Source organism: Sulfurimonas autotrophica DSM 16294 (assembly GCF_000147355.1).
Classification (GTDB): Bacteria; Campylobacterota; Campylobacteria; order Campylobacterales; family Sulfurimonadaceae; genus Sulfurimonas; species Sulfurimonas autotrophica.
Window position 1 is genome coordinate 368,268 of record NC_014506.1, and the last position, 13,642, is coordinate 381,909.

Annotated in this window: 12 protein-coding genes; 11 read left to right on the plus strand and 1 reads right to left on the minus strand. The window is 35.1% G+C overall.

From position 1 onward, the window contains the following. Nucleotides 1–4: 4 nt before the first annotated feature. The 8 genes from SAUT_RS01965 to SAUT_RS02000 all read left to right on the plus strand — a co-directional run bounded on the left by SAUT_RS01965 (nucleotide 5) and on the right by SAUT_RS02000 (nucleotide 8,605). Nucleotides 5–1,171, plus strand: coding sequence for an FtsW/RodA/SpoVE family cell cycle protein (locus SAUT_RS01965; protein WP_013326195.1), 1,167 nt, complete (start codon nucleotides 5–7; stop codon nucleotides 1,169–1,171). Between the two features lie 10 nt (nucleotides 1,172–1,181). Then, nucleotides 1,182–2,204 carry an undecaprenyldiphospho-muramoylpentapeptide beta-N-acetylglucosaminyltransferase gene (gene murG, locus SAUT_RS01970; protein ID WP_013326196.1) on the plus strand — a complete coding sequence of 341 codons (1,023 nt, stop codon included), beginning with the start codon at nucleotides 1,182–1,184 and terminating at the stop codon, nucleotides 2,202–2,204. Continuing rightward, nucleotides 2,201–2,800: a DedA family protein gene (locus SAUT_RS01975; RefSeq protein ID WP_013326197.1), complete on the plus strand. Its 600-nt coding sequence runs from the start codon at nucleotides 2,201–2,203 to the stop codon at nucleotides 2,798–2,800. Before murG ends, SAUT_RS01975 begins: the two co-directional genes overlap by 4 nt. 3 nt (nucleotides 2,801–2,803) lie before the next feature. After that, nucleotides 2,804–3,283, plus strand: coding sequence for a DUF420 domain-containing protein (locus SAUT_RS01980; protein ID WP_013326198.1), 480 nt, complete (start codon nucleotides 2,804–2,806; stop codon nucleotides 3,281–3,283). A gap of 24 nt (nucleotides 3,284–3,307) precedes the next feature. Continuing rightward, nucleotides 3,308–3,775 (plus strand): thioredoxin-dependent thiol peroxidase, encoded by a 468-nt coding sequence (gene bcp, locus SAUT_RS01985; protein WP_013326199.1) that lies wholly within the window; start codon nucleotides 3,308–3,310, stop codon nucleotides 3,773–3,775. A gap of 262 nt (nucleotides 3,776–4,037) precedes the next feature. Then, the gene (locus tag SAUT_RS01990; protein ID WP_013326200.1) at nucleotides 4,038–6,083 is read left to right on the plus strand and encodes a TonB-dependent receptor plug domain-containing protein; all 2,046 of its coding nucleotides are present in this window, start codon (nucleotides 4,038–4,040) and stop codon (nucleotides 6,081–6,083) included. Continuing rightward, on the plus strand, nucleotides 6,084–6,632 hold the full coding sequence (locus SAUT_RS01995; protein ID WP_013326201.1) for a hypothetical protein: 549 nt from the start codon (nucleotides 6,084–6,086) through the stop codon (nucleotides 6,630–6,632). Between the two features lie 44 nt (nucleotides 6,633–6,676). Continuing rightward, nucleotides 6,677–8,605 (plus strand): bifunctional diguanylate cyclase/phosphodiesterase, encoded by a 1,929-nt coding sequence (locus SAUT_RS02000; protein WP_013326202.1) that lies wholly within the window; start codon nucleotides 6,677–6,679, stop codon nucleotides 8,603–8,605. 2 nt (nucleotides 8,606–8,607) lie between these two features. Here SAUT_RS02000 and SAUT_RS02005 read toward each other — a convergent pair whose 3' ends face one another. After that, nucleotides 8,608–10,179 carry a DUF3373 domain-containing protein gene (locus tag SAUT_RS02005; RefSeq protein WP_013326203.1) on the minus strand — a complete coding sequence of 524 codons (1,572 nt, stop codon included), beginning with the start codon at nucleotides 10,177–10,179 and terminating at the stop codon, nucleotides 8,608–8,610. Between the two features lie 307 nt (nucleotides 10,180–10,486). On the opposite strand from SAUT_RS02005, the gene rpsB reads away from it, so the two are divergent. From rpsB to SAUT_RS02020, 3 genes are all read left to right on the plus strand, one after another. After that, a complete protein-coding gene (gene rpsB, locus SAUT_RS02010) occupies nucleotides 10,487–11,260 on the plus strand; it encodes a 30S ribosomal protein S2 (protein WP_013326204.1) in 774 nt (257 codons plus the stop codon). Between the two features lie 2 nt (nucleotides 11,261–11,262). Then, nucleotides 11,263–12,318 (plus strand): translation elongation factor Ts, encoded by a 1,056-nt coding sequence (tsf, locus tag SAUT_RS02015; RefSeq protein ID WP_013326205.1) that lies wholly within the window; start codon nucleotides 11,263–11,265, stop codon nucleotides 12,316–12,318. 83 nt (nucleotides 12,319–12,401) lie between these two features. Next, a complete protein-coding gene (locus SAUT_RS02020) occupies nucleotides 12,402–13,607 on the plus strand; it encodes an NAD(P)/FAD-dependent oxidoreductase (protein ID WP_013326206.1) in 1,206 nt (401 codons plus the stop codon). The last annotated feature ends 35 nt before the right edge of the window (nucleotides 13,608–13,642 follow it).

Genomic DNA, 13,642 nt, shown 5'->3' on the forward strand with positions numbered 1-13,642 from the left:
TATAGTGAGTGCAGATAGAAAACTTTTTACCCTTGTATCACTTTTAATCGGCATCAGTATAGTGCTCTCTTACACACTCACACCCTATACAACACTGCTTTTTGGCGTGAATGAGTTCCATTTTGCAATAAGGCAGACAATTTTTGGACTGATGAGCATAGTTCTTATTTTTATACTCTCACAACTTGATCCGGACAAATGGCTCAAGCCTATAGGATTTACACTTTTTTTTGGCTCTTTGATTTTAATGATAGCGATGCCCTTTTTACCTGAGAGTGTTGTTTCTGAAGTCGGCGGGGCAAAAAGGTGGATTAAAATAGCAGGTTTTTCACTCGCACCGGTGGAGTTTTTTAAAGTTGGTTTTGTTTACTTTTTGGCCTGGAGCTTTTCACGTAAACTTGGGCACCATGACGGTATTGGACTCTCTGGAGAATTTAAAAGGTTTATGCCATATGCTATCATTTTTTTAGGGGCAATGTTTATCATAGCTTTTTTACAAAAAGATTTGGGTCAGGTTGTTGTTTTGGGTGCTACATTACTTTTTATGCTGATTTTTGCAGGAAGCAGCTTCCGATTTTTCTTATCTATTCTGGCCGTTATTTTCGGAGCAATTATTGTATTTATTTTAACAGCACACCATAGAATACTTAGAATCAAATCATGGTGGGCACTGGCACAAAACTCTGTACTCGAACTTTTACCCGATGCTATTGCAGATAAACTCCGAGTGCCTGTTGAAGTAGAACCTTACCAGATAGGCCACTCTTTGAATGCTATACATAACGGCGGTCTCTTTGGCACAGGGCTTGCAAACGGTACATTCAAGCTTGGTTTTTTAAGTGAGGTCCATACCGACTTTGTGTTGGCAGGACTTGCTGAAGAATTTGGATTTTTGGGTGTTTTGAGTGTTGTTGTTATTTTTATGTGGATGATTCAACGCATATTTAAAATAGCAAACAGAACAAAAGACACAAGCATCTATCTTTTCAGCATCGGCATCGGATTGATTCTCTCTTTTTCATTTCTGGTCAATGCATATGGAATAAGCGGTATAACGCCTATTAAAGGGATTTCAGTTCCTTTTCTCTCTTACGGAGGTTCTGCGATGCTTGGTGCTGCTTTTGGTGTAGGCATGGTGTTGATGGCATCTAAAAAAGCGAAAATGGATTAAGGACATACCAATGAAATTATGTATTACAGGCGGCGGAACAGGTGGACACTTGATGATTGCAGAGTCTTTGTCTGAGGCTGCAGCAGCTGATGGAAATGAAGTAATATTTATTGGCTCAACCTCAGGACAGGATAAAAAATATTTTCAAGAACATAGTAACTTTTCTCATGTTTACTTTTTAGAAACGACGGGTGTTGTCAACCAAAAAGGCAGTGCAAAACTCAAAGCTTTATATAAAGTTTTTAAGGCTTTTTTACAGGCAAGAAAAATTTTAAAAAAACATAAAATTCAAGCAACTTACAGTGTAGGCGGATTTTCTGCAGCACCGGCATCTTTTGCCTCTTTGAGCCTTTTTATTCCACTTTTTATACATGAACAAAATTCAGTAGAGGGGCGCTTGAACTCACTGTTGAAAAAATATGCCAAAAGTTTTGTCTCAGCCTATGATGAAAATTCTCCAATACAAGGTTATCCGGTAAAAGAGTTCTATTATAAAAATGCCAGGGTAAGAGACGAGCTTAAAACCATTATATTTTTAGGCGGTTCTCACGGCGCAAAAGCTATCAATGATTTGGCACTCAGTGTCGCACACAAACTGCAAAAAATGGGTATAGCTATCATTCATCAAGCAGGTGAGACAGATTATGAAAGAGTAAAGCAGGAGTATGAAAAGCTTGGTGTTGCGGTTGAACTTTATGCCTTTACGAAAAACCTGCCGGAGTTGATTACACGTGCTGATTTGGCAGTTTCACGTGCAGGCGCTTCAACTTTATGGGAACTCACAGCAAACGGATGTCCGGCATTTTTTGTTCCTTACCCGTATGCAGCAGGCGACCATCAGTACTATAATGCACAGTTTCTTGTCAAAAATAATTTGGCTTGGTGCGAGAGAGAAGGCCAAAATTTAAAACCAAAACTGATCAAAGTGTTTAAAAATCCCGAGCTTAAAGAAAAAAGTGAAAAACTTTTAGAGTATGTAACCCAGGATGTCGCACAACAGATGATACAAGATGTACAAAAGAAGCTCAAATGATACAAGAACTGGCACAACAATTAGTTGATTTGATATTTGACTGGGGATATCTGGGCATTTTTATTATGATGGTTATAGAGTCCTCTTTTATTCCTTTTCCGAGTGAAATTGTTTTGGTTCCTGCCGGGTATTTGGCATCTAAGGGAGATATGAGCATCACTTATATTATGGGCAGTGCTTTGGGAGGTTCCCTTCTTGGTGCCTTTATAAACTACTATTTGGCACTGACTTTGGGACGTAAATTTCTTTTGAAATTCGGCAAATATTTTTTTATTTTTCCAGAAACACTTGATAAAATGGAGCGTTATTTTAAAAGTCACGGACATATTTCCACTTTTACAGGAAGACTCATCCCCGGGATTCGTCAGCTTATTTCTATACCGGCAGGACTTGCACGTATGAATATTGTCGAATTTTCGATATTTACAACCTTGGGTGCCGGAATATGGGCGCTGGTTTTGACACTTTTGGGTTATTTCATAGGCGCAAATGAAGCCTTGATTCATGAATACTTAAAAGAAATAACTATAATAGTTTTGGTTTTGTTAGTAATATTAGTGTGGATATACTACACTTATCAAAAAAGAAAGGCGTAAAGTATGGATTATATGTTTGCACAAGGGTTTTTGGGAACAAGAGCACCTTTGTTTATGGATGTGGTGACACTTATTGTGGCTGTTCTTCCAGTGCTTGTTTACGGCGCTATAAAGCTGGCAAGACAAAAGCTTTACAAAGCACATGCTTTGAGTCAGAATCTTATTTTTATCGTATCAGTGATAGTTGTAGGGTACTTTGAATATGGTGTGCGTATTGGCGGCGGTTTTGATGCTTTTATAAAGGGAAGCGGTGTTTCGCATACTTATGTTTCAATTGTGTTAGGCTTACATGTAATAATTGCAGTGTTGACACTGATTTACTGGAGTATTACAATTGTTAAGGCAGATTATCAATTTTCCAAAAGATTAATACCGGGACCAAAGTCCAATGAGCATAAAGTTTTGGCTTTAAAAACTTTTTTAGGTATAGTTTTTACTTCATTTAGCGGTATCTGGGTTTATTTGCTGTTGTTTGTATATTAATATATTAAAAAGTAAGGAGAGAAAATGATAGAAGTCGGAGACAAGGCACCGGATTTTTGCCTGCCGAATCAAGATGATGTTGAGATGTGTTTACGGGATTTAAAAGGAAAATGGATAGTACTCTATTTTTATCCCAGAGACAATACGCCGGGATGCACAACAGAAGCCTGTGAATTTACTGAGGCGGCACCGGATTTTTCATCTTTAGATGCTGTGATACTCGGTGTGAGCGCAGACACTACGAAAAAACATAGAAATTTTATTGAGAAGCATGACTTGGGCATTACACTTTTGAGTGATGAGAGTACAGATATGATGCAAAAGTATGGTGTGTGGCAGTTAAAGAAAAACTATGGTAAAGAGTACATGGGTATAGTCCGTTCGACATTCATCATAGACCCTCAGGGCATAGTTCGTGCAAAATGGGAAAAAGTTCGAGTAAAAGGGCATATCGAAACGGTTAAAGAAAAACTGGAAGAACTTCAAAATTAAAATGATATAAAAGTTTATGATTAATCTTACATTTTTAGAAGTCACTGATAAGGAATTATTAGATAAAGTTTTTGCATTCGGGTATAAAATACTGATGGAGATATACCCAGAATATCTACAAAAATTTATAAGATGCCGTATCATTCAATAGGAGAAAAGTAAAGGCATGGAAATTTTGGTTTGCATTATCCGTGTATATTATATACAGAAGAGTTAGGCAAAGTAAATCCTGAATTTATTTAACTGTGGGAGCAGCAAAAATATGAAATATAGAATCAACCTCTTTTTAGTATTGTGTATGGGCGCCCTGCATCTTCAAGCAGATAATCTGCTTTCGTCTATATCTACGGACATGAAACACTTTAACACAATTGCCACACAGACAAAACAAAATGAGCATTACCAGCCTTATATCATTTCTACATTTAAGAGTAAGGAGTTGGAAAAGTTAGGTGTATCGAATCTTAAAGAGGCGTTGATGCTTGTTCCGGGTATTGATATGGCAACAGATAATACTAACAATCAAATACCTATTTTTAGAGGTTCTAACCCCTTTGCTTATGGGCAGTCTAAACTTTTAATAGACGGTGTTTTGGTAAACAATCTGTTTTTTGATGCCTACTCTGAGTATTTGTCTATGCCTATAGATATGATTAAACGCATAGAAGTCATCAGAGGATCGGGAAGTAAGGTTGATGGTATTAACGCTTATGCCGGTTCTATTAATGTTGTGACCTATGCAGAAGATTTTAAGGGTTTTGAATCAAATGATAAACTGGTTTTTAAGTACGGCTCGTATGATTATAAAATGGGTGGTTTTGTTAAAAACTTTAAAACAGAAAATTTTAAAACGCATATAGATTTTTACTATCAAAAAGATGATAAAAAAATTTCATCCGGTCCTGACGGACTCTCACAAGGCTCTTTAGGTGCAGCTAATACAGGCTTGTCTCAGTCAGGTGAAGCTCCTTTATGGCTTGATGAATATTCGCTGGGAGTAAACCTCCTGTATAAAGGAATTTCTCTCAAAGCCCGTGTCCTCCAGCATAAGCAGGGCAGTGCTTACGGCATCAATCTTGCTCTGCCTCAAGCAAGTGACAGAGTAAAACTTCCGAGTTATTATGCTGAATTAGGCTATGCTAAAAAAATCAATGATTTCAATATAGATATAAAAGCAGGAGTGAAATATGATACTTATGATTCAAAGGCAAAGCTTGGACCGGATGATGTCAATCTAAGCGGGGTAGTCTTTCCTGATGGTGCCTATGGAGAGCATTATGCAAAACAAAGAGTTTTATATCAGTCTTCATATCTGAAGTACAATGGTTTTAAAAAGCATCAAATAGCTTTTGGATATAGAGTGACTCAGGAAAAAACGATTGAGATGATATCTAAACTTTCAAATAGAGCAACGGGTGATGTTGCCTTGGTTGATTATACCTATACACTGCCGTTTTTTGACAAAGATGCACACCGTAGTGTTTTTGCATTCTCTTTAGAGGATGCATATGATGTGAATGACAAGTTGAGTATTTTATATGGCGTCAATTACGAGCAGAATTCTTATAAAGATGCAGGACTTGAGCCGAGAATCTCTTTTGTGTACCGCAAAGATTATAAAAATATTTTTAAAGCTATATACAGCACTTCTCATAGAAATCCTTCCTGGCAGGAGATGTTTACGAAAAACAATCGTGCAAGAGTGGGCAGTACAGATTTGGAACCGGAGAAAGTAGCGTCGTATGAAATGGCATATATAAGAAACTTTTCCAATGATACCTATCTGCAGAGTAGCGTTTTTTATCTTGTCAATAAAAATCAAATATATAACTCGGCTGCCGATCCCGTTTATAAAAATACGGCAAAAACAGATATTTACGGGATTGAACTCGAATATAAAGGGCATATATTAGCAAATGATGAATTATATGCAAATTATACATATATAGACGGAAGTTATACTATCGATGGTACCAATGCAACCAATAATATACCAAATGTTTCACACCATCTGGCAAAAGGGTACTATATTTATAATTTTAACTGTGCTTTATCTTTAGGAACAACATTGAAATATGTCAGTTCTAAAGAGAGGATGAACACAGATTTACGCCCCAAAGTAAAGCCCTACACAACATTAGATACTGCTTTGAACTATGAAAATTCACATTATAACTATACCGTAAATGTCAGTGTGAAAAATATATTTAATGCCGATGTGAGATATCTGTCACCTCAAAATACCTATGTAGATGATTATGCGCAGGAGCGCAGAACATTTTTAATTACATTGAAAAAGAATTTTTAGATGATACGAGTTCTTTTATTCTATTTTTTATTAGTCCAGTTGCTTTTTGGATATAACTATGATGATTTATTACTCAAAGCACAGGCATCAATTTTTCCAAAAATAATGCTGCTGGATAAAAAGATAGAAAACAAACTTGTAAAAAATAAAATAATTTATACAATCGTATATGACGGGAGTGATTATCAAACTGCTTTACATGTAAAGAAATATATAGAGACTACATTTAAAGGCCGTTTTGATAAATATCCGTACGAGATTCATTTAGTTGATTTTTCTCATCTTTCAACGGACACAAAAGCATCTGCTTTTTATGTTTTAAAGTCATCAACAAAAAATATTCAAAAAGCTGCAAAAATTGCTTATGAAAAGAGAATAATCAGCTTTTCTTATGATATAAATAATTTAAAATATGGATTACTCTTTTCTCTAATTATAGAAAACTCAACGGTGCTTTATCTCAACAAAGAGTATCTGCATATAAAGAATATTGATTTTGGAGATTTCTTGCTTCAAATGGTAAAATTTATAGATAAAAACAGCATTTGATTTTATATTTATGATAAAATAGTTCTAAAAAATAGGGCTATTATATGAAAGAAAGAAAATTTGAGTCGCTGTCATTCAGGATTATGAGCTCTATTATTATTACTTCTATCATAGTTATTGGAGGGGTTTTTCTCGTATTTGAAAAAATAAACAAAGAAGCCTTTTATAAGCTAGAACTACAAAAAGCGACACTTATAGTAAAAACCATAGAACCTTTGCTAGCGATAGATATTTATTTGGGGATGGAAAATAAAATTCAATCTATACTTGAACAATTGATGCAAAATAAAGATATTTTGTCTGTAAAAGTTCTCAAAGATAACATAACTCTTTATGAAATTAAATCTACAAACAAGTATGAAAGTTTTTTTGTGATTAAAAAAGATATTTTACAGCCAAATTCCCAAAAGAAAATAGGTATTATTGTGTTAAATTATTCTAATCATAACTATAAACAACTTATAAATACATATACTAAACTTTTGCTTATGATGCTTGTAATACTTATGATAATAATTGTTTTACTTGGTATGTATATTAAAAAATTGCTAAAACCTTTAAGAAAAACTGCTAAATTGCTAAAAGATTTTTCGCCACAGAAAAAACTTCAAATAGAGCCGATAAAAGAGAACAATGAAATTTCGCTTATATTGTCCGCATTGAATGAGATGCAGGAAAAAATATTTGATTTTGCAAGCAAACAAAAAGATATCAACGCATATTTGGAAAAAGAAGTAGACAACAAAACTGCGGAGTTACGAAAGCAATTGTTTATAGATGATTTAACACAGTTGCCAAATAGAAGAAAACTCTTTAAAGATATTAAAAACTCCAATAATAACGGTGCATTGTTAATTTTAAATATTGATGATTTTAAAGAGATTAATGACTTTTATGGGCAGAATGTTGGTGATTATATTTTAATAGAGTTTGCAAAAAGACTGCAGTATCTTGTTGAAGATGAAAAAAATATTAGTATTAGTCGACTTTCGGGCGATGAATTTGCTCTGTTTTTTCAACATAAACCCTCTTATAGAAGTTTTGTGAGAGTTGTAAATACTTTGTCAAAAGGGATTGAAAAAATGCTTTTTATACATAAACAACATGAGATTTACATAAGAGTTACAATAGGCGGTACTTTGGATTCAAAAGAGATGCTTGAAAAAGCAGATATAGCCTTAAAACTTGCAAAAGAACATAGAAAATACTTCTTACTTTATGATGAAAAGTTGGAAGTAAAAAGACAGTATAAAGAAAATATGGAATGGGTGAAAAAACTAAAAAGTGCCATCAAAGAAGATAGAATAGTCCCCTTTTTTCAACCAATATTTGATACACAAACTAAAGAAGCAGTAAGTTATGAGTGCTTAATACGATTGGTAGACACAGACGGCTCAGTAGTAAGTCCATATAAGTTTTTGGGTATTGCCAAAAAAAGTAAACTTTATCCCAAATTAACCAAGATAATGATTGAAAAAAGCTGCCAATATTTTCAGCATATAGACACAACTTTTTCTGTCAACCTCTCTATTCATGACATCCTTGATGTTGATATGGTTGTATATATTCAAAAAACTATGCAGAAATACGAAGTCAGTAATAAAATCGTCTTTGAAATTCTTGAAACAGAGGGAATAGATAATTATGAGGAGGTTTCTTCATTTATATTGAACATGAAACGATTAGGCTGTAAAATTTCCATAGATGATTTCGGTTCAGGCTATTCGAATTATGAGCATATTCTCAAACTTGACATTGATTACATTAAAATTGACGGAAGCCTTATAAAAAATCTTGATACGGATGTCAATGTTCAAATAGTTGTTGAAACGATTGTGGATTTTGCTAAAAAGCTGAATTTAATTACGATTGCGGAGTTCGTTCATAATCAAGCGGTATTTGAAAAAGTCAAAGCGCTTGATATTGAACGTGTGCAAGGTTTTTATCTGGGTGAACCAAATAAAGAGATATAAGATTAGTATCTGTATCTAAGATAGAAACGGATGTCTTGTGCCTTGTCTACGACTTTAGAACCGTTACCGGCTGCTATAGCTTCATTAATACTCATAGCATTTCCTGAAGTGCTTCCAAAGAAACCATTGCTTCCTGCATATTTATAGTCTATATATGTATAACGAATCTGCAGGGATAAGATGTCGTCTATCAACGGTTCTGTAAAATATGCTTCATAAGCATCACCGCGTGCTGCAAGTTTTGAACCGATATTTGTGTCCTCACCGTATGTAATACTTCTCCAGTATTTAGAACCGTGATTATATTCAAGACCCCATCTTCCTTCTTCACTTATAAGTGACGGATATTGTACGCCTACCCACTCAGAGTAACCGTTTTGCGCTTCAGTTGATCCGAGCATACTTTGTCCGTTGTCAGGATCTGTAATACTCATAGCACCACTGATAAAGAAAACAGTATCGTCTAAAAAGTCATTTATACCGTCACCTATACCGTTTGCAACAAAGTTGGCTGTTATAGCGTGTAGATTACCTACTGTTTTGAAACCTTGACTTTGGTCATTTGAGTTTTTAACATCAATCAAATTCCCGGCATAATAGTACTGAGAGTTAATAGTATACTGCCCGTCGCTCCAAGGCGTGAAGATAAGACCTACTAAATCAATAGCAGAGTTTGAAGTCGTATCTGCATACGGTGCTGAATTAAATCTCGGTGCTGCATTGCTCATACCGCGACCGGCACAAAATTTGACATACATACCATCAACGCCGGTTACATTTTCCAAAGCAAATTTTGAACTCAGACCGTCAAATTCAACATTGATATTGTGTCCCATAGGAGAGGCCGCATGGTCGTCATCTCTTAAGTTTACAAGGTGCCCGTTTGTTGATGGGCGGCGTCCTATACTGAATGTCCAGGGCACATCTGTACCCATGAAGGTATCGTTTTTATATAAAAAGTATGCAGAACGCACTCTGAGTGTATCATCGTAAGCATTTTCATTTGCTATCCAGTCAAATGTTTCAAATGAAGAATTTGTCGGATCTGATGCACCGCTTCTTGCACCAAATGCTTTGTTATAAGCAAGCTGCCCTGTAAAACTCAAGTTTTTTGTTGCTGCCCAGTTCATATTTAACCAAAGTCTGTTTGTCATAAAAGCATCATTTTCCTGTTTGCTTCCGTCTGCCATTTTATATTGAAGATTTTCAACAGCAAATCTGTAATCAACATTGAATTTTATATGATTACCATTTGTGTTTTTATTTAAATCTGAAAGAGTATCTTGAATATCTGCAAGCTGCTCCTCTACTGTCATCTCTTCATCCTCGCCTTCATCTTCTTCATCATCCGCCGAAGCTGTCTCTTTGTTGTCGGATGAAACTTCATCCTCATCTTCTTCTTCATCAGCTGCTGCTACTGCATTTTGCTTGGCTTTGAGTTCATCAAGCTCTTTTTTCATTTTCTTCATTTCAAGCTCCATCGCTTGAAATCTGTCATACATTGATTCTGCACTTACGTTTGTTGTTCCCAATATAGCAATAGTTGCTAAAGAGAGGAGGAGAGGCTTCTTCATTTTGTCCCTTTTTTTGTGTTATTTCTGTGATACTATACATTGTTTAAGATAAATTTACTTTTAAATCTACCTTTAATATGTATAAAAATTAGTTATATTTATAAAAAAAGAGATTCAAACAAAAAGCTTTATTTAAACATATATTTAGTATAATTCGCGGATTTTTCTTCTGTAATAAACAGTTGAAAATATTAACAGGTATGTGTCAAAAGTCAGTGCAACCCGTTTTTTAACGGATAATTGTTCGACATTACCAAAGCCAACTGATAAATTTCTGGTTTGAAACAAAACCTTTAAGGATTACCCCATGGTAACTATGAAAGACCTATTAGAATGTGGTGTACACTTCGGACACCAAACTCGTCGTTGGAACCCAAAAATGAAAAAATACATTTTCGGTGTTCGTAAAAATATCTATATTATAGATTTACAAAAAACACTTCGTTATTTCCGTAATACATATACAATCGTTATGGATGCAGCGGCTGAAGGTAAAACTGTACTTTTCGTTGGTACAAAGAAACAAGCTCGTAACTCTGTAAGAGATGCAGCAATCGCTTGTAACATGCCTTACGTAGATAACAGATGGTTAGGTGGTATGCTTACTAACTTTCCGACTATTCAAAAATCTATCCGTAAACTTGACGTTATTACTGAAATGCAAGAAAATGGTCAAATTGATCTTCTTACAAAAAAAGAAGCATTAATGCTTTCAAGAAAAAAAGACAAACTAGAGCAATATTTCGGTGGTATCCGTAATATGAAAAAACTTCCTGATATGTTATTTGTAGTTGACGCTGTAAAAGAACACATCGCAGTTTTAGAAGCTCGTTGTTTAAACATTCCAGTTGTAGCGCCACTAGATACTAACTGTGACCCTGACCTTATCACTTACCCAATTCCCGGTAATGATGATGCGATTCGTTCTATTCAACTTTTCTGTCGTGAAATGACAGCGGCTATCAATGAAGGTAAAGCACTTCGTGATGCACCGGCAGAGCAAGAGCAAACAGAAGAAGCAGCGACTGAGGAAGCTCCGGCAACTGAAGCAGCAGCAGTAGAAACTACAGAGGAAGCATAATCATGGCAGCAGTTACAGCAGCAATGGTAAAAGAGTTGCGTCAAGCGACAGACGCACCAATGATGGATTGTAAAAAAGTTTTAGTTGAAGCTGACGGAGATATGGAAAAAGCAAAAGAGCTGCTAAAAGAGCGTGGTATCGCCAAAGCAGCTAAAAAAGCTGACCGTGTTGCAGCAGAAGGTCTTACTGGACTTAAAATTGCAGATGATTTCTCAAAAGCAACAGTTGCAGAAGTAAACTCTGAAACTGACTTTGTTGCTCAAAATGAAGGTTTTCAAAACCTTGTAAAAGAGACTGCTGAAGAGATTTTTAACAATAATCCTGCCGATGTTGAAGCATTTATGAACAGTGATTTTGGAAATAAATTTACAGAATCTGTAACAAAAATCGGTGAAAAGATTGAACTTCGCCGTTTTGCAACATTGAATGCTGATGAACCAAATGAAGCTTTAAATGGGTATATTCACTCAAACAATCGTATTGCAGTTATCGTTAAAGCAAAATGTGACAGTGAAAAAACTGCAGAGTGTATGAGAGATACATTGAAACAAGTTGCAATGCATGCATCTGCTATGAAACCCAGTACATTAAGTTACAAAGATTTTGATTCTGAGTATGTTGAAGGTGAAACAAAAGGTCGTATTGAAGCACTTAAAAAAGATAATGAAGAGTTAGCAAGACTTAAAAAACCTCTTAAAAATGTACCGCAGTATGTATCTATGATGCAACTTACTGATGAAGTTATGGCAAAAGCTGAAGCTGACATCAAAGCTGAGTTACTTGCAGAGGGCAAACCTGAAAAAATTTTAGATAAAATTATTCCGGGTAAAATTGCTCGTTTTATTTTAGATAACACGCTCCTTGATCAAGAGCAGGCATTACTTGACCAACAATATGTTTTAGATGATAAATTGACTGTGGCACAAGCAGTTGAAAAAGCAGCAAAAGCATGTGGTGGTACTGCTGAAATTACTGAATTTATTCGCCTTGAAGTTGGTGAAGGAATTGAGAAAGCTGAAGATGACTTCGCAGCAGAAGTTGCAGCACAAATGAGCTAAGCCTTTGGCTTAACTCATTCTTCCCCTCTTCTATTTTAAAATCCTTTTTATAAAATAACTTTTTTTAATGCTATAATTATTGCATGAATACACATACTCATAATAAAATCATTGTTGTCGGCGGCGGTTACGGCGGACTAAAAGCAGTAGAAAATCTTGCCAAACATCAAAATAATCAGATAACACTTTTAGATAAAAATGCCTACCATTTTATGCAGACGGATGTGTATGAACTTATCGCAAATGAAAAAGATTTTGCAAAAGTGAGCGTAGATTTGTTTACCTATTGCAGCGGATTTGACGGGAATGTCAGTTTTTATAAACAAGAAGTCGACGATATCGATTTTGAAAATAAAAAAATCATTACTGCCGTACAGCGATTTTCTTATGATTACCTTATTATAGCTGTCGGTGCAAGGACAAAATTTGTAAAAAGTATAAATGGACTTAAAGAGTATGCCCATGGGGTAAAAGCGCTGCATCGTGCAATGTATTTTAAGCAAAAGTTTGAAATGTCACTCTTTAAAAAAGTACAAGAGAGCGGTATTACATGTAAGCCTTTAAGTATTGTTGTAGCCGGTGCAGGACTCAGTGGTGTTGAAATAGCTGCACAGATGGCATCTTTTGCAAAAGAATTTTATTGTGAAAATAATTTTTTATGTAGAAAATTAAATATTATACTTGTCAGTTCATCAAAACAGATACTCAAAGGATTGGACAGTTTTTTGGTAGAAAAATCTCAAAAAAGACTGTTTGATTTAGAAGTAGTTATAAAATCACAAGCGAGGGTAATCTCTTTGACAAAAGAGAGTGTTACACTCAGCAGCGGAGAAATTATATCCATGGATTTTATGATTTTTGCCGGAGGAATAGAGCCTAACGGGTTAATATATAAACTTGATTTAGCAAAGAATGAAAGAGGCTTTTTAAATATAAATGAGTGTCTGCAGGCAGATGGGAAAAAAGAAGTTTTTGCCATAGGTGATTGTGCAACGTTATATAATAAAGGCGAGTTCATCGCACCTACGGCTGATGTAGCTGAACAGATGGGCGAGTTGTGCAGTGAGAATATTATGCGTATTGGTAAAAATCAAGAACTAAAAGAACACAATATACGTTCACGAGGCATTTTAATTGCTTTGGGACGTAGATATGCTGTGGGAAAAGTTTTTAATGTACATATCAGCGGATATTTAGCATTTATAATGAAAAAAATTATTGAAAAAGTCTATTTTATAAAATTGGACAGGCACTCAAAAAAGGGATGCGACAAAATATTTAAAGTTTAAAATATTATAATAAGCAAGAGTAGAATATAATTGCC

Bases quoted from the DNA above. Each gene is read 5' to 3' on its own strand.
- SAUT_RS01980 (WP_013326198.1), top strand. From the start codon at position 2,804: ATGGATTATATGTTTGCACAAGGGTTTTTGGGAACAAGAGCACCTTTG.
- SAUT_RS01995 (WP_013326201.1), top strand. From the start codon at position 6,084: ATGATACGAGTTCTTTTATTCTATTTTTTATTAGTCCAGTTGCTTTTT.
- tsf (WP_013326205.1), top strand. From the start codon at position 11,263: ATGGCAGCAGTTACAGCAGCAATGGTAAAAGAGTTGCGTCAAGCGACA.
- SAUT_RS01975 (WP_013326197.1), top strand. From the start codon at position 2,201: ATGATACAAGAACTGGCACAACAATTAGTTGATTTGATATTTGACTGG.
- SAUT_RS01990 (WP_013326200.1), top strand. From the start codon at position 4,038: ATGAAATATAGAATCAACCTCTTTTTAGTATTGTGTATGGGCGCCCTG.
- murG (WP_013326196.1), top strand. From the start codon at position 1,182: ATGAAATTATGTATTACAGGCGGCGGAACAGGTGGACACTTGATGATT.
- bcp (WP_013326199.1), top strand. From the start codon at position 3,308: ATGATAGAAGTCGGAGACAAGGCACCGGATTTTTGCCTGCCGAATCAA.
- SAUT_RS02005 (WP_013326203.1), bottom strand. From the start codon at position 10,179: ATGAAGAAGCCTCTCCTCCTCTCTTTAGCAACTATTGCTATATTGGGA.
- SAUT_RS02000 (WP_013326202.1), top strand. From the start codon at position 6,677: ATGAAAGAAAGAAAATTTGAGTCGCTGTCATTCAGGATTATGAGCTCT.
- rpsB (WP_013326204.1), top strand. From the start codon at position 10,487: ATGGTAACTATGAAAGACCTATTAGAATGTGGTGTACACTTCGGACAC.
- SAUT_RS02020 (WP_013326206.1), top strand. From the start codon at position 12,402: ATGAATACACATACTCATAATAAAATCATTGTTGTCGGCGGCGGTTAC.